Genomic DNA, 16,292 nt, shown 5'->3' with positions numbered 1-16,292 from the left:
CCACTTGCTCCACCACCGACAGCTTAAAAGCCAACGTGTAGTCGCGCTGTGTGCGCTTCACTCCTGTATCCATCACACCTGCCCTTTCTTGACGGCAAATGTGTCAACTTCTGGCAGGACGGGTCAGACACAGCAAAAAAAGCGGCGCAAGCCGCTTTTTTTGTGTCTGTGCTGCCAGGCCACCCTGCGACATCCCCACCCGGTTTGATGGACATCAGCGCAGCAGCGATCCGTCCTTTCAAGACCAAGGCGGCAGTTTCAAAACGCTTGGCAACCCGGCGTGGCGGGCCTTAGCCCCTGGACGCCATCAGCAGCACCACCAGCGCACCGGCGCCGCCGTCGGCGGGTTTGGCTTGCACAAAGGCCAACACCTCGTTTTTTTGCACCAACCAGCTGTGCACACGGCTTTTCAGAATCGGCGCTTTGCCGGGTGAGCCCAAGCCCTTGCCATGCACCACCCGCACACACCGGATGCCGTGTTTGTGCGCCTCGCGGATGAAGAGGCTCAAGGTTTCGCGTGCGTCGTCGCGGCGCAGGCCGTGCAGGTCCAGCTGGCGCTGGATGCTCCAGTCGCCCCGGCGCAATTTGCGCGTCACGTCCACCCCAATGCCGGGGCGGCGAAAGCTCAGGTGCTCGTCGGTGTCGAGCAGGGTACTCACATCAAACTCGTCGCTGATGGCTTCTTTGAGCACCGCTTTTTCGTCCTTCTGGAACTGCATCGCCAGCGGCACCGGCGGCGTTTTGGGGTGGAGCGCGTGGCGTTTGTCTGGCAGGGGCTGGACGGCGCCCGCAGCCCGGATGAACAGGTCGCGGTCAGTGGCGGTTTGTTGGACGGCCTTGACCTGTGCGCTGGCCTGCAGAGCCCGCTGCTGCGCTTGCTCGGCGATCGCACGTTTGACAATTTTCAGGTCGGTCAGGGCCTTGACCTTGAGCGGCGCCGCCGTGGTGCGCGAGGGCGCGTTGGGGCTGCCCTGGGTGGGCGTGGCGCGGTCACGCAGCACGGTGATGGCCTGGATGGGCTGCTTTTTGACCGTCACATCAGCCCCCGCTCGGCCAGGCTGAGCGCCTCGCCGGGTGCCACGATCACATGGTCGAGCACCCGCACGTCAATCAGTGCCAGGGTGGTTTTCAGGGTTTGCGTGAGCATCTCATCGGCGCGGCTGGGTAACACCGTGCCGCTGGGGTGGTTGTGCGACAGCACCACGCTGCTGGCCTGGTGGTGCAGGGCGCGCAACACCACCTCACGCGGGTAAACGCTGGTTTGTGTCAAGGTGCCGGTAAACATTTCTTCCAGAGCGATCAGGCGGTTTTGCACGTCCAGAAACAGCACGGCAAACACCTCCTGCTTGCGGGCGGCCAGGTGCAGTTGCAGGTAGTGTTTGACCGCATCCGGGGTGTCAAACACGGTGCGCTCCTGCAGCCGCTGGGCCATGGCGCGGCGGGCCAGCTCCAGCACGGCCACGATTTCGGCACGTTTGGCCGGCCCCAAGCCTTTGATACGTTTCAAATCATCGGCCGTGGCCCCCAGCAGCCCGGCGATGCCATCGAACCCGGCCTCGGCGCCGTTTTTGGGTTTGAGTTGCAGCAGTTCATGCGCCATTTGCAGCACACCTTTGCCGGCGATGCCGGTGCGCAGCAGGATGGCCAGCAGCTCGACATCGCTCAAAGCGCCGGGGCCACGCGAGAGCAGTTTTTCACGGGGGCGGGCATCGGGGGGCAGGTCTTTGAGCGGCATGGTTTCAAGCAGGCTGGGGTGGCGCGGGGCAGGGGGCTTTTACAATGCGGCCAGTTTATGCGCTCAGGCGCCGGGCTGATGGGGATTGGGGCTTTGCCGGGTGGCACACGGGTGCGGGTGGTAGGGCTTGCCAGCGCATCGAGCGTCCGCCGCCTTGGGTGGGCTTTCCCTTCACGACTTCACTTTCAGGTACAGGATCAGCATGACAAGCACCGTCGCCAGCGTTTCTCCCGGCTCTTTTTTGACCCTGCATTACCGTCTGAGCGGCCCGGCAGGCGTGGTGGTCAGCACCTTTGAGGGCTCGCCCGCCACGCTCACGCTGGGCACCGGCCAGTTGTCCCCGGCGCTGGAAGCCGCCTTGCTGGGCCTGCCCGAAGGCACCCACACCACCATCGAGATGCCTGCCGGTGCCGCTTTTGGCGAGCGCAGTGCCGACATGCAGCAGTGGCTGGCGCGCCAGGAACTCATCGACATGGGGGTGGAAAACGAGGAATATGCGGTGGGGGACGTGCTGCACTTTCCCACGCCCGACGGCCAGGGCCAGTTTGCCGGGGTGATTCTGGACTTTCGCACCGGTGCCAAGGGGGATGCCGTCAAGCTCGACTTCAACCACCCGTTGGCCGGCCACCCGGTGAAATTTGAAGTGCAGCTGATCGGGGTGCTGTAACCATGCCCACCGCCGCTGTTCATGACATTTTGCTGGCCGAGCCGCGTGGCTTTTGCGCTGGGGTGGACCGGGCCATCGAGATCGTCGAAAAAGCCCTGGCCAAGTTTGGTGCACCCATTTATGTGCGCCACGAGATCGTGCACAACACCTATGTGGTGGACAACCTCAAAGCCAAGGGTGCTATTTTTATTGAAGAGCTGGATGACGTCCCTGCAGGGGCGACGCTGGTTTTCTCTGCCCATGGCGTGAGCCGTGCGGTGCAGCAGGAGGCCGAGCTCCGTGGTTTCCAGATCTTCGACGCCACCTGCCCGCTGGTGACCAAGGTGCATGTGGAAGTGGCCAAACTCGCCAAAGAAGGTTATGAGTTCATCATGATCGGCCACAAGGGCCACCCCGAGGTGGAAGGCACCATGGGCCAGCTCGATCACGGCATCCACCTGGTCGAAGAGGTGGACGATGTGGCCCGTGTCAGCCCGCGCCAGACCGAACGGCTCGCGGTGGTGACCCAGACCACGCTCAGTGTGGACGACGCCGCTCACATCGCCCAGGCCATCAAGGCCCGGTTCCCGATGGTGCGTGAGCCCAAACACCAGGACATCTGTTACGCCACCCAAAACCGCCAGGACGCGGTCAAGCTCATGAGTTCGCAGGTCGACATCGTGATTGTGGTGGGCAGCCCGACCAGCTCCAACAGCAACCGGCTGGCCGAAGTGGCGCGCAAACTGGGCACGCCGGGCTACATGGTGGACCGCGCCGAAGACCTGCAGCCGCACTGGTTTGAAGGCTGCAGCCGCGTCGGTTTGACCGCCGGTGCCTCGGCGCCCGAGATCCTGGTGCGCCAGGTGGTGGAGCGCATCAAGGCGCTCGGTGCGGTGTCGGTACAAACCATGCCGGGCCAGCCCGAGACGGTCAAGTTCCCGCTGCCCAAGGGCTTGCGGCTGGACATGGATGACGAGGCTGTTGTGCCCGTTGCCCGATCTTGATGCTGTACAAATCATAGTCTTCACCCCCTATTCCATAAGGGCTAGAGCCCGATTTACTTTCCAAGATCATGCTAGACATCACCCTGCTCCGCAAAGACCTGGCCAGCGCCGTGGCGCGCCTGGAAACCCGCAAGAACCCGCAAACCTTCCTGAATGTGGAGGCTTTCACCGCACTCGAGGCCGAGCGCAAAACCATCCAGATGCGTACCGAGGCGCTGCAAGCCCAGCGCAATGCGGCCAGCAAACAGATCGGCATGCTCAAAGGCAAAGGTTTACATGACGAGGCCGCTGCGGCCATGGCCCAGGTGGGTGGTATCAAGGACGAACTCGACGCCTCCGCCACCCGGCTGGATCAGATCCAGGCCGAGTTGCAAACCCTGCTGCTGGCGGTGCCCAACCTGCCGCATGAGAGTGTGCCGTTGGGGGCGGATGAACACGCCAATGTGGTGGTGCGCAGCTGGGGCACACCCCGCAGCTTTGACTTCGAGATCAAGGACCACGTCGATGTCGGCACGCCGCTGGGCCTGGATTTCGAGATGGGGGTCAAGCTCACCGGCTCACGCTTCACCGTGATGAAGGGCCCCGTCTCGCGCCTGCACCGGGTGCTGGCCCAGTTCATGCTGGACGTGCAAACCCAGGAACACGGCTACACCGAGTGTTACACGCCCTACATCGTCAACGGCGACACCCTGCGCGGCACCGGCCAGTTGCCCAAGTTTGAGGGCGATTTGTTTGCCGCCAAAAAGGGCGGGCAAGAGGGTGAAGTGCAGCCCGACAACACCGCGCTGTACCTGATCCCCACCGCCGAGGTACCGCTGACCAATTTCGTCCGTGATGTGGTGTTGGCTGAAGCGGAACTGCCGATGCTGCTCACCGGCCACACCCCGTGTTTCCGTTCGGAAGCCGGCAGCGCCGGGCGCGACACCCGCGGCCTGATCCGCCAGCACCAGTTTGACAAGGTCGAGATGGTGCAGATCGTGCACCCCGAGAAAAGCTACGAAGCGCTCGAAGTGATGACGAAGCACGCCGAAGCCATCCTGCAAAAACTCGGCCTGCCTTACCGCGTGATGAGCCTGTGCACCGGCGACATGGGTTTTGGTGCCGCCAAAACTTATGACCTGGAGGTGTGGTTGCCCGCGCAAAACACCTACCGCGAAATCAGCTCGGTGAGCAACTGCGAAGCGTTTCAGGCGCGCCGCCTGCAGGCCCGCTTCAAAAACGCCCAGGGCAAGAACGAGCTGGTGCACACCCTGAACGGCTCCGGCCTGGCGGTCGGCCGCACGCTGGTGGCGGTGCTTGAGAACTACCAGAACGCCGACGGCTCGGTCACCGTGCCCGAGGTGCTGCGGCCGTATCTGGGTGGGCTGGACGTGCTGCGCCCGGCCTGATCCGGCACATCCGCGAGTTTCTGCCATGCCAGGCTCGCCAAAAGTCATTTGTGTGATCGGTGCCGAGTGCACCGGCAAGACCGTGTTGGTGCGGCAACTGGCCGATGCCCTGGGCGGCTCGGTGGTGCCGGAGGTGCTGCGCGACTGGTGCGCCGCACGCGGGCGCACGCCACAGCAGCATGAGCAGGCCGCGCTGCTCCAGGCTCAGCTGGATCAGGAAGAACAGGCTTTGGCCCGGGTCGACACAACGCAGGACGCGCTGGTTTTGGCTGACACCGGCCCCTTGCTGACCGCGGTTTACAGCTTGCAGTACTTTGCCGACGGCAGCCTGCTGGCCACCGCCCACGCCCACCACCGGCGCTACGCGTTGACCCTGTGGTTACAGCCCGATCTGCCCTGGGTGGCCGATGGCTTGCAGCGTGACGGGTCGGCAACGCAGTGGGCGGTGCACCAGCTTCTGGCGCATCATCTGGCACACCATCAGCGGGTGGTGCCCATCGCTGGTGAGGGGCCGCAACGTCTGCAAGCTGCTCTGGCGGCCTTGGCGTCAATTTCAAACCGGCGTCAACAAACCAAGGGTTAACCCTCAGATAATCGGTGCTGCATTGCATCCAACGGAGTATTTCCCATGCGTACATATTTTTTGACCGCCACCGAACCCAATGTTGGCTTGACCTCGGTGTCGCTGGGCTTGTTGCGCGCCCTGCAGCGCCGTGGCCTGAAGGTGGCGTTTGTCAAACCGGTGACCAAACTCACCCCGGACGCCGAGCCGTCGGTGCTGTTTGCGCGCAGCATTTGTCAGGCCACCTCCACCCCCGACCCCTTGTCGATGCAACTGGTGACCCAGCAGGTGACCAGTGGCAAGACGGATGACGTGCTGGAGAGCATCGTCAGCCTGGCCATGTCGGGTTCTGAGGGGGCCGATGTGCTGGTGGTGGAAGGCATCCACGCCGACCCGACCCGCGCCTTCATTCCGCAGCTGTCGGTGGCCATTTCCCGCAGCCTGCAGGCCGATGTGATTCTGGTGGCCAGCGGCGCCCATCCCGAAGGCATTGCCCAAACCCAATACCTGATTGCCCGGGTGCGCAATTCCGGGCGCCGGGTGGAAGGCGTGATTTTTAACCGGGTGGGTTCCGACTTTGACGAACCCGCCGTGGCCAGCCAACTCGACGGCGTGCCGATTTTTGGGGTGGTGCGTGAAAACCCGCAGCTGTCCGCCCCGCGCACGCTCGATGTGGCCCGGCATCTGGGCGCTGAGGTGATGATCGAAGGTGAAATCGCCACCCGCCGCGTGCGCGAGACCGTGTTGTGCGCCCGCTCGGTTACCGAGGTGATTCCGCGCCTCAAACCCGGCGCGCTGGTGATCAGTGCCGGTGACCGTGACGATGTGATGCTGGCCACGGCCCTGGCGGCGAGCAACGGCATCGAACTGGCCGGCCTGGTGCTGACCCACCACAGCTTCATCAGCCAGCGCATACAACGTTTTGGCGCTATGGCGTTCCACAGCGGTTTGCCGGTGATGCGCACCGACGGCGACAGCTATGAGACCGCCAGTCGCATCAGCCGTCTGCCCCTGGCCGTGCCGCAGGACGACCTGACGCGCATGAACCAGGTCATTGAGAACGTGGTGGAGCAACTCGATGTGGCCATGATTTGCGAGGGGCTGGACCACACCGTCTCGTCGCGCATGTCCCCCCCGGCGTTCCGCTACCAACTGATCCAGAAAGCACATGCGGCCAACAAACGCATCGTGCTGCCCGAGGGTGACGAGCCGCGCACCATCCGTGCCGCCGTGATTTGCACCGAAAAAGGCATTGCCCGTTGTGTGCTGCTGGGCAAACGCAAGGCGATCCAGTCGGTGGCCGACGCCATGGGCATCGAGCTGCCTGCGGGGCTGGAGATTCTGGACCCGGCCGAAATTGCCGAACGCTTTGTCGAACCGATGGTGGCCCTGCGCAAGAGCAAGGGCCTGACGCCGGGCCAGGCGCTGGCGGCGCTGGAAGACACCGTGGTGCTGGGCACCATGATGCTGGCGGTGGACGAGGTGGATGGCCTGGTGAGCGGCGCGGTGCACACCACCGCCAACACCATTCGCCCCGCCCTGCAACTGATCAAAACGGCGCCGGGGTCCAGCATCGTGTCGTCGTGTTTCTTCATGCTGATGCCCGAACAGGTGCTGGTGTATGCCGACTGCGCGGTCAATCCCGACCCCAGCGCGCAAGACCTGGCCGAAATTGCCAAACAAAGCGCTGACAGCGCCCGTGCCTTTGGCATCGACCCCAAGGTGGCCATGATCAGCTACAGCACCGGCGCCTCGGGCTCGGGCGACGATGTGGAAAAGGTCCGTGCCGCGACCGAACTGGCCAAATCGCGCTGGCCCGATCTGGTGATCGACGGGCCCATGCAGTACGACGCTGCCAGCGTGAAGGAAGTGGCCGACCAGAAAGCCCCTGGCAGCGCGGTGGCGGGCCAGGCCACCGTGTTTGTGTTCCCCGACCTCAACACCGGCAACACCACCTACAAGGCGGTGCAGCGCTCGGCCAATGTGTTGTCGGTAGGCCCGATGCTGCAGGGCCTGCGCAAGCCGGTGAACGACTTGTCACGCGGTGCGCTGGTGGACGACATCGTGTTCACCATCGCGCTGACCGCCATTCAGGCTGAGGCGATGGCCAAAGCCTGATTGCCCGGCTGCACGCCCTTTACAATCCGCCGCTTCACCGGGGGTGTCTGGCGCTTTGCCGGGCTGAGAGAGTCCCCACACCTGATCTGGATCATGCCAGCGTAGGGAGCGTGATGGGTTGGACGAGGCCGACACCGGCCTTCCCCTGGAACCCGCGCCCTGGCAGCGCGGGCGCTTTTAAGGGGAGTGTTCATGCAACGTCGTTTATTTGCCCTGGCCAGCACTGCACTGGCTGCGGTCACGTTTTCCACGCTGACCCACGCCGCCGAAGAGTTGCGTGTGATGGTACACAGCTCGTTTGTCCTGCCCAAGCCCCTGTTGGCCCAGTTCGAAGCGCAAAGCGGTGTCAAGCTGGCCATCATCAAAGGCGGCGACGCCGGCGAAATGCTCAACAAACTCATCCTCACCCGCGCCAGACCGGTGGCCGACGTGGTGTTTGGCATTGACAACACCCTGGCCGGCAAGGCACTGGCCGCCGGTGTGCTGGAGCCGACGCTGGCGCAAGCGGCTGGCACCGTGGATGCGCAACTGGGCGGCGCGCTGGCGGCGGTGGACTATGGTTTTGTGACCCTGAACTACGACAAGGCGGCGGTGGCCAAAACCGGCACACCGCTGCCAAAAAACCTGCAAGACCTGACCCTGCCCGCCTACAAGGGCTGGCTCGTGGTGCCCAACCCGGCCACCTCCAGCCCGGGTCACGCCTTTTTGCTGGCCACCATCGCGGGTATGGGCGAAGAAAAAGCCTTTGCCTGGTGGGCGCAGATGCGGACCAACGGTCTCAAAGTGGTCAAGGGCTGGAGCGAGGCCTACTACACCGAATTCACCCGCAACCAGGGCAGTCACCCGCTGGTGGTGAGCTACGCCACCAGCCCGGCCGCCGAGGTGTTTTACGCCAAAGAAAAACTCACCGAGTCGCCCACCGCCAGCCTGAACCTGGCCGGGGGCGTGTTCCGTCAGGTGGAAGGTGTGGCGCTGATCAAAGGCACGGCGCAACCAGCCGCAGCCCTGAAATTCGTCGATTTCTTGCGATCCGCCCCGGTACAGCAGGCGCTTCAGACCGAGATGTGGATGTACCCCGCCGTGCCCAAGACGCCCTTGGCCCCGGTGATGCGCCACGCCGCCGAACCTGCGGCGTTTGAGAGCTTGCCACCGCAGGTGATGGCCGACCAGGGTGGCAAGTGGGTGGCGCGCTGGACCCAGGTGGTGTTGAAGTAAGCCGCGGGGCACCTGGCCCATGAAACGATCCCGTGGCGGTGAGCGTGGCCGTGTCGCCGCCGGGCTCTGGCTCGGTGTTTGGCCCGCCGCTGCGCTGGTTTTGATGCTGCTGGCGCCACTGGCCCGGCTGGCACTGGAAGGTTTCACGGGTGAAGCCGGTGCATCCGGGGCCGTCGCGCTGTTCAAACCCTGGCAAGACGACTACCTGCGCTGGCGCGTGATCTGGTCATTGGCGCAGGCGGCCATCACCTGCGGGGTGGCGCTGGGCTTGGGGTTGCCGCTGGCCTGGGTGCTGGCGCGTTTTGAGTTTGCCGGGCGCACGCTGGTGTTGCGGCTGCTGATGTTGCCGTTTGTGGTGCCGACGCTGGTGGCCGCTCTGGGGGTGCTGGCGCTGTGGGGCCCGCACGGGCTGATCAGTGGCGCCTTGGGCATCAACCTGCAAGACACGCCGTGGCTGCTGCTGTATGGCAACCTGTTTTTCAACCTGTGCCTGGTGGTTCGCGCCGGGGTCGACGCACTGGGGCAGGTCAATGCGCGCCAGGTGGCTGCCGCGCGCTCCTTGGGTGCCACGCCCTGGCGGACCTTCTGGCGGGTGGAGTGGCCTGCCATTGCACCGTGGCTGGTGTCGAGCCTGTGCCTGGTGTTTTTGTACTGCTTTGCCGGGTTTGGCCTGGCGCTGGTGCTGGGCGGGCAGCGTTACGCCACGGTCGAGGTCGAGATCTACACCCTGGTCGCCTACGAGTTGCAATTGGGTCAGGCCAGCGTGCTGACCTTGTGGATGCTGCTGCTCACCGGCGGGGTGGCCCTGGCCTATGCCGCGCTGGAAAAACGTCTGGCCGCGCCGGTGCGCCCGGTGCCGGTGGCGCGTCATCGGCCACACACCGCGCTGCAGTGGCTGACGTTGGGCCTGGCGCTGGCCGTGTTGTTTGTGGTGTGTGCGCTGCCGATTGTGGCGATCGTCGTCAAAGCCATCATCGCTTTGTGGGCGGGTGCGTCAGGTATTTTTGATGCAGAAATGTTTGCCGCCCTGTGGAACACGTTGCGCTTTTCAGCGGCGGCGCTCGTGGTGGCGACGCTGCTGGGTGTGACCCATGCCCTGGCGGCGCAGGCGTCGGTGGCCTGGCGCGCGGCGGCGTTTCTGCCGTTTGTGGTGTCGCCGGTGACGGTGGCGTTTGGCTTGCTGTTGCTGTACCCGTCGCTCACCGCCAGTCTGCCTTTGCTGCTGGCGGCCTATGCGGTGCTGGCGTATCCGTTTGTGGCCAAGTCGCTCTCGGCCGGGCTGGACGGTGTGCCGGTGCATCTGGGGCAGGCGGCGCGCACGCTGGGTGCCAGCCCGTGGCGCTGTTTTTGGCGCGTGACGCTGCCGCTGCTGCTGCCCGCGCTGCGCCGCGGGATGGCGTTTGCCGCGGCCACGGCGTTGGGCGAATTCGCCGTCACGCTGTTTTTGTCGCGCCCGGAGTGGGCCACCCTCACCACGCTCATCTACCAGCGGCTCGGTCGCCCGGGGCAGGCCAATCTGGAGGCAGCGATGGTGCTGGCCTGTGTGCTGATGGCGCTGGCGCTGGTGGCCTTTTTGCTGATCGAGTGGCCGGTGCGAGACCGCCACGCCGCGTGGCCCCGCGCACAGGGCGACCGCCTGATGCCTGACATGAGACGGGCCGTGCGCCCAACCCAACATGCTTGAACTGCGCCAGATCCACCAACGCTACGCCCATCGCCCGCTGCTGCAGGATGTGAACCTGCAGGTTGCCGCAGGCGAGACGGTGGCGCTGCTGGGGTCGTCTGGCAGCGGCAAAAGCACGCTGCTCAACATCGTGGCGGGTCTGCAGGCGCCGGATGCGGGCCGTGTCTGGTTTGACGGCCAGGACATCACCGTGATGGCGCCCGAGCATCGCCGCTTTGCGCTGATGTTTCAGGACTTTGCGCTGTTCCCTCACCTGAGCGTGTTGGACAACGTGGCGTTTGGCCTGGTCGAGCAAGGGCTGCCGCGGCGCGAAGCGCGCGCCCAGGCGCTGCAGATGCTGGGTGTTTTTGGACTGACCGAGCAGGCGCAGCGTCGCGTCTGGAACCTGTCGGGCGGTGAGCAGCAGCGCGTGGCGCTGGCCCGTGCCTTGATCACCCAACCGCGTGTCTTGCTGCTGGATGAGCCTTTCTCAGCGCTGGATGCCGATTTGCGGGTGGCCTTGCGGCAGGAATTTCGCAGCCGGATTCAAGCCGCCGGCATGGCGACACTGCTGGTGACCCACGACGAGGCCGAGGCCCGTGACCTGGCTGACCGCTCGGTGCGGTTGCTGCAGGGGCGTCTGGTGGCGGTGGCGTGAGCCGGTGAACGGCGCCCGGCGTATTGACATCCGGGGGCGCATACCGACCGAGTCGAGGTGCCATTTCTCGCACCGCGCTCGCTGGGTGTCGGTCTCAAGCGGGGTGTGACGCTGGCCTTATCGAGGCCCAGCCGGTTTTTTCGGGTCTGGCGAATCCAGTTGGATGTCAATCGGTCGGGCTTGCTCGGCATGTTCCAGCCACAAAGCCCATTCCGTATCACCGCCGTTGCCAACCGTGACCTCAGGCAAGGGCAAAGGCCGTGGAAACCGTCGCCTCTCCCGAAAGCCGGGGTCAAGAGGGGAGCCCGATTTGTCGGGTGTTGGTTGTGCTGGATGGGCGGGCTTTTCTGGCATGGTGTTGCAACTTTAAGTGAACGACAGCGCAACGTAAATACCCCTCTTGGCGTATCGACTGCTGCGGGTCTGAAACTGGAGGACGGTTAACCTACTTGACTTGTCTGAAAAGGCTTCGGCTTTGGTGCCGGTGGTTACAGACAGCACCCAAGAAAAAAGCCGATATCGGGGGCACCGCAAGCCAGTTCGGTATCAAGAGCGGACAGCCTCACGCCAGAACGCGGTTGCGGCCGTTCTCCTTGGCGCGATAGAGCGCGGCATCCGCCTGGGCGACCGCGAATTCCTTGTTGGTATCGTCCGCGTGGGCAAGGGCCACACCCACACTGAGGGTCACGCTGCCCACATCCTGCAGCGGCAAGGCCTGCACGGCCAAACGTATCTTGTCTGCCACCTGCAGCGCCTGGTCCAGTGTCGTCGCGGGAAACACGGCCAGGAATTCTTCACCACCAAAGCGGCCGACAAAATCCGCCTCGCGCACGGATGCCGCCAGCGTGTGGGCCACCGCTCGCAGCACCCTGTCGCCCGTGGCATGGCCCCAGGTGTCGTTGACACGCTTGAAGTGGTCGATGTCCAGCATCACGACCGAGTACGCAACCCCGGTGCGCCGCAGGCGCACAAATTCGTCATGCAGGCGCTCCATGCAGGCCAGCCGGTTGCCCAGACCCGTCAGGGCATCGCGCCTGGCCTGGGATGTCAGCGCTGCGTTGGCTTGCTCCAGCGCTTTGGTACGCTCCTGCACTTTTTGCTCCAGAACGGCATTGGCCTGTTCCAAGGCCTGGCCCCGCTGCATCAGTGTCGACACCATGCCGCGCAGTGCGTCCACCAGACGGCGCACCTCGGTGCTGCGGCCCTCAATATTCCACTCCAGGGATTCGTTGCCATGCTGGATCTGGCGCGCACGCTCGGCCAATTGCTCCAGTGGCTGGCCAAAGTGCCGGGCAATCCAGTACCCCATGCACAGCAGGATCACCGCCATGGCCAGGGCGCCAACCAACACCGCGTTTTCCAGGGTCTTCACGGGCGCCATCGCCACCGCGGCGGGCTGGCGCACCAGCACCTGCCAGCCCAGCGTCTGTGCTTGGGCGAGCTCGCGCACCGCCACTTGCGCGTACATGTAGGGCTCGGTCGTGCCCCAGTTGTGCAATCCGAACTTTGCCCCCGTAGCGAGGGCATCAGGCACCTGGATGCCCTCAGGCGGTTGCTCGGGATAGATGATCTGGCGTTCGCGGTTGATGATGAAGAACTCCACGCCATTGGCCAAGGCGCTGGCCGGCGTCGTCGCAGACACCACTTCGGTGGCCCAACGCCAATGGGCGTGGGCCCCCAGCACACCGCGCACCTGGCCCGCTGCGTCGCGCACCGGCATGGAGAAATCAATGAACCGTATCGGTCCCGCGCTGGCATCCTGCGCTGGCAACAACTTGGCCAGCAACAACGCGGTGTGCAGATCACCCACCGTACTGCCGGACAGGCCCCGCCGGTACCAGGGCCGCTGCGATACATCGACGTTGAGCAGCAGATTGCCGGTGGCCGCACGCACGGTGCCCTGGGTGTCGGTGAAGCCGATCCAGGAGTAATGGGGATACGCCTGCTGAATGCGGTTGATGGTGGCCGTCAGCTCAGGGTCGGAGAACGTTGCGGTGCGAAACAGTGCGGTCTGCGACAACAGATTCAGATCACGCAGGCGCTCCCTCAGGTTCTCTGACAGCGCGTTGGCGGTCGTCGTAGCCATGCCGTGCAGGTAGTTGCCTTGGTCCTGCACCAAGGCACGCACATAGGTATGACTGATGTACAGATAGCCCGGCAAGCCGACAGACAAGGCCAGCACCGCCAGGATCAGGGTCAATCGATACTTGAAGCTACCGGGTAATAGAGTCATGGTCTGTCGCATTTCAGGCGGCCCTGCTTGGCCAGCTTATTGCCAGGCAAGGCAGGGTCCTTCAGTCTGGTTGAACGGTGGGGTTTTGAACACCATCCCCAGACCGTTGAATCCATGTCGCATCCAACGGTCTCCGGGCCGGGACGCAGTCAGGCGTCCAAAGCAAAAAGCCCCGCGTGGTGCGAGGCTCTCTGTGCGCTTTCCAGGCCGCCTGCGCGGGCTGGAAAGACTTGTACTGGCGGAGAGAGTGGGATTCGAACCCACGGTACCTTGCGGTACGCCTGATTTCGAGTCAGGTACATTCGGCCACTCTGCCATCTCTCCGCGAACGCGAGATTGTAGCAGCGGCCTACTTGGTTTTGGATTCGGCCTTGGCCTCGCGCAGCGCCTGCAAGGCGCCATCGATGTCCGCCGCAGATACGCCCTCGGCCAGCGTCACCAGGCCAGCCAGTTCAGCCAGCGCGCCAGCGCCCTGGGTTTGCAGCGCCGCAATGCTTTGACCGGCGACTTTGGGTGAGCCAAAAGCGCCGCTTTGCAGCAGCAGCTTGCCCTCAGCGCTCTGTAATTTGAAGTAAAACTGGCCGTCGGCCTCGCGGTATTGTTTGAACACCGGCAGCGCCACTTTGACCGATTTGGCGGTAGCAGCGTCCTGGGCGCGCAGGTCGCGCAAGCCCACCGCGTGGCGCAACTCGGTCATGAACGGTGTGGCGATGGCACGCGCCTTGGCGGCACCTGCTTTGAAAATGGCTTCAATCTTGCCGGGGTCGGCCATCAGCGCCAGGTAGTTGGCGCGCAGGGGCGCAATTTCCTGGTCAATGCGCTCGAAAACGTGCTGTTTGGCGTCGCGCCAGCTGATGCCGTCGGCAAAGGCTTGCTGCAGCGCGCGGGTTTCTTCTGCACTGGCAAAAGCCTGGTAAATCTGGAACAGCGCCGAGCCTTCGGTCGATTTGGGTTCGCCCGGCGCCTTGCTGTCGGTGACGATGGCGCCAATGAGTTTTTGCAACTGCTCACGCGTGGCAAACAGCGGGATGGTGTTGTCGTAGCTCTTGCTCATCTTGCGGCCATCCAGGCCGGGCAGGGTGGCCACGTTGTCTTCAATAGCGGCTTCGGGCAGGGTGAAATGCACACCATAACGGTGGTTGAAGCTGTTGGCCATGTCGCGCGCCATCTCGATGTGTTGCACTTGGTCGCGGCCCACCGGCACATGGTGGGCGTTGAACATCAGGATGTCGGCGCCCATCAGCACCGGGTACATGAACAGGCCCACGTTGACGTCGGCATCGGGGTCCAGGCCGGCGGCGTTGTTTTTGTCCACCGCGGCCTTGTAGGCGTGGGCGCGGTTGAGCACGCCCTTGCCCAGCACGCAGCTCAGAAACCAGGTGAGTTCCGGGATCTCGGGCACGTCAGACTGGCGGTAAAACACCACTTTGTCCGGGTCCAGACCGCAGGCCAGCCAGCTGGCGGCAATTTCCAGCGTAGAGCGCTGGATGCGCGCCGGGTCGTCGGTCTTGATCAGCGCGTGGTAGTCGGCCAGAAAATAAAAACTCTGCACATCGCTGCGCAGGCTGGCCGCCACCGAGGGGCGGATCGAACCCACATAGTTGCCCAGATGCGGGGTTCCGGAGGGGGTGATGCCGGTCAGAAAACGCTCAATACTCATAGCAGGTCAACGGAAGAAAGATGAACAAAACACGAGGGGGATGGCAGCTGTCACGGCGGGTCTGACCCGTCATCCGTGACTTGGTTGGATATTGGCAGGCCTATCTCACCAGCATGATCAAGGGTGAAAGCAGCAGGTTGATCACTTTGAACGTCAAGCCCATCAACGGGCGCAGCCACAGGTTGCTGACCACACCGGCCAGCACCAGCGCCATGACGATGAAGAACCCGTAAGGCTCCACACGCGACACCAGCATGGCCTGTTTGTAAGGCAGCAAGCCCACCAGGATGCGGCCACCGTCCAGCGGTGGCAGCGGAAACAGGTTGAACACAAACATGACGATGTTCACCAGAATGCCGCCCTGCGCCATTTCGATGAAAAATGGCTCAGTCACGCCCAGAGCCTGCAACAGGTAAAACACTGCGCCCCACAGCAGCGCCTGAAAGAAGTTGGCGCCCGGCCCGGCCAGCGCCACCCAGACCATGTCCTGCTTGGGGTGGCGCAGGTTGCCAAAACGCACCGGCACCGGCTTGGCGTAGCCAAACAAAAAGGCGCCCGAGGTGGCCAGGTACAAGACCAGCGGCATCACGATCGTGCCCAGCGGGTCAATGTGTTTGAACGGGTTCAGCGTGATGCGCCCAGCCAGGTAGGCCGTGTCGTCGCCAAAGTGCCGGGCGGCGTAGCCGTGCGCGGCCTCGTGCAGCGTGATCGACAGCAACACCGGAATGGCGTAGATCGAGATGGTCTGGATCAGGTTGGCAATGTCCATGGCGTGATGTCGGTGCTTACAAACCCAGCAAGGCCAGCGAGCCACGGCCTTCGCGGATGACCACCGGCTCGGCGCCGGTCAGGTCAACCACCGTGGTGGGTTCGCGTGGGCAGGCGCCTGTGTCGATCACCGCCGCAATGCGGCCTCGGTAATGCTCGCGAATGTCATCGGCGTCGTTGAAGGGATGATCCTCGCCGGGTGCTGTCAAGGTGGTTGCCAAAAGCGGCGTGCTGTGGAGGGCGAGCAGCTCTTGCAGCACTTTGTGGTCCGGTACGCGCAGGCCGATGGTCTTGCGCGACGGGTGGCTCAGGCGGCGCGGCACTTCTTTGGTGGCCAGCAAAATGAAGGTGAACGGTCCAGGGGTGGCGGCCTTCAGGCGGCGGTACTGCTGGTTGTCGACCTGCGCGTAGCTGGCCAGCTCAGACAAGTCGCGGCACAGCAGTGTCAGGTGGTGTTTGTCGTCCACCCCGCGGATACGGCGCAGCTTGTCGGCGGCGGCCTTGTCGTCCAGGTGACAGACCAGCGCGTAGCTGGAGTCGGTGGGCACGGCCAGCACCTCACCTTTGTCCAGCAGCGCCGTGGCCTGTTTGAGCAGGCGTGGCTGCGGGTTGTCGGGGTGGATCTCAAAAAGCTGTGGCATG

General features: G+C 64.0%; 14 protein-coding genes, 1 tRNA gene and 1 riboswitch. Of the genes, 8 read left to right on the top strand and 7 right to left on the bottom strand.

Annotated features, from left to right (window positions below; genetic code table 11):
• Nucleotides 1-290 precede the first annotated feature (290 nt).
• Nucleotides 291-917 (bottom strand): Smr/MutS family protein, encoded by a 627-nt coding sequence (locus tag LHU53_RS16435; RefSeq protein WP_227333877.1) that lies wholly within the window; start codon nt 915-917, stop codon nt 291-293.
• 116 nt (nt 918-1,033) lie between these two features.
• Nucleotides 1,034-1,735, bottom strand: a complete 702-nt coding sequence (gene radC / locus LHU53_RS16430; RefSeq protein WP_227333872.1) for a DNA repair protein RadC — start codon at nt 1,733-1,735, stop codon at nt 1,034-1,036.
• A 202-nt stretch (nt 1,736-1,937) separates the two neighbouring features.
• Here radC and LHU53_RS16425 point away from each other — a divergent pair, with 202 nt between their 5' ends.
• The 8 genes from LHU53_RS16425 to LHU53_RS16390 all read left to right on the top strand — a co-directional run bounded on the left by LHU53_RS16425 (nt 1,938) and on the right by LHU53_RS16390 (nt 10,989).
• On the top strand, nt 1,938-2,402 hold the full coding sequence (locus tag LHU53_RS16425) for a peptidylprolyl isomerase (RefSeq protein WP_227333871.1): 465 nt from the start codon (nt 1,938-1,940) through the stop codon (nt 2,400-2,402).
• A 2-nt stretch (nt 2,403-2,404) separates the two neighbouring features.
• On the top strand, nt 2,405-3,385 hold the full coding sequence (ispH, locus tag LHU53_RS16420) for a 4-hydroxy-3-methylbut-2-enyl diphosphate reductase (RefSeq protein ID WP_227333870.1): 981 nt from the start codon (nt 2,405-2,407) through the stop codon (nt 3,383-3,385).
• Nucleotides 3,386-3,453: 68 nt separating this feature from the next.
• Complete coding sequence (serS, locus tag LHU53_RS16415) at nt 3,454-4,773, top strand: serine--tRNA ligase (protein WP_227333869.1); 1,320 nt, start codon at nt 3,454-3,456, stop codon at nt 4,771-4,773.
• 25 nt (nt 4,774-4,798) lie between these two features.
• Entirely contained in the window at nt 4,799-5,356 is a 558-nt protein-coding gene (locus tag LHU53_RS16410) for an AAA family ATPase (RefSeq protein WP_227333868.1), read from the top strand.
• Between the two features lie 45 nt (nt 5,357-5,401).
• A complete protein-coding gene (pta, locus tag LHU53_RS16405; RefSeq protein ID WP_227333867.1) occupies nt 5,402-7,453 on the top strand; it encodes a phosphate acetyltransferase in 2,052 nt (683 codons plus the stop codon).
• A gap of 29 nt (nt 7,454-7,482) precedes the next feature.
• Nucleotides 7,483-7,579: riboswitch (TPP riboswitch) on the top strand.
• 66 nt (nt 7,580-7,645) lie between these two features.
• A complete protein-coding gene (locus LHU53_RS16400) occupies nt 7,646-8,668 on the top strand; it encodes a thiamine ABC transporter substrate binding subunit (protein ID WP_227333866.1) in 1,023 nt (340 codons plus the stop codon).
• 19 nt (nt 8,669-8,687) lie between these two features.
• Complete coding sequence (locus tag LHU53_RS16395; protein WP_227333865.1) at nt 8,688-10,352, top strand: iron ABC transporter permease; 1,665 nt, start codon at nt 8,688-8,690, stop codon at nt 10,350-10,352.
• On the top strand, nt 10,345-10,989 hold the full coding sequence (locus LHU53_RS16390) for an ABC transporter ATP-binding protein (protein ID WP_227333864.1): 645 nt from the start codon (nt 10,345-10,347) through the stop codon (nt 10,987-10,989). Before LHU53_RS16395 ends, LHU53_RS16390 begins: the two co-directional genes overlap by 8 nt.
• A 562-nt stretch (nt 10,990-11,551) precedes the next feature.
• Here LHU53_RS16390 and LHU53_RS16385 read toward each other — a convergent pair.
• The 5 genes from LHU53_RS16385 to LHU53_RS16365 all read right to left on the bottom strand — a co-directional run bounded on the left by LHU53_RS16385 (nt 11,552) and on the right by LHU53_RS16365 (nt 16,291).
• A complete protein-coding gene (locus LHU53_RS16385) occupies nt 11,552-13,222 on the bottom strand; it encodes a diguanylate cyclase (RefSeq protein ID WP_227333863.1) in 1,671 nt (556 codons plus the stop codon).
• A 236-nt stretch (nt 13,223-13,458) separates the two neighbouring features.
• A tRNA-Ser gene (locus LHU53_RS16380) sits at nt 13,459-13,546 on the bottom strand.
• A gap of 25 nt (nt 13,547-13,571) precedes the next feature.
• On the bottom strand, nt 13,572-14,882 hold the full coding sequence (locus LHU53_RS16375) for a tryptophan--tRNA ligase (RefSeq protein WP_227333862.1): 1,311 nt from the start codon (nt 14,880-14,882) through the stop codon (nt 13,572-13,574).
• 100 nt (nt 14,883-14,982) lie between these two features.
• Nucleotides 14,983-15,651 (bottom strand): site-2 protease family protein, encoded by a 669-nt coding sequence (locus LHU53_RS16370; RefSeq protein ID WP_227333861.1) that lies wholly within the window; start codon nt 15,649-15,651, stop codon nt 14,983-14,985.
• 16 nt (nt 15,652-15,667) lie between these two features.
• The gene (locus tag LHU53_RS16365; protein WP_227333860.1) at nt 15,668-16,291 is read right to left on the bottom strand and encodes an L-threonylcarbamoyladenylate synthase; all 624 of its coding nucleotides are present in this window, start codon (nt 16,289-16,291) and stop codon (nt 15,668-15,670) included.
• Nucleotide 16,292 lies beyond the last annotated feature (1 nt).

The sequence above is a fragment of the Rhodoferax sp. U2-2l genome, assembly GCF_020594515.1.
Lineage (GTDB): Bacteria > Pseudomonadota > Gammaproteobacteria > Burkholderiales > Burkholderiaceae_C > Rhodoferax.
Note: the sequence above shows the minus strand (reverse complement) of the source record. Positions and strands in the feature narration are given on the sequence as shown.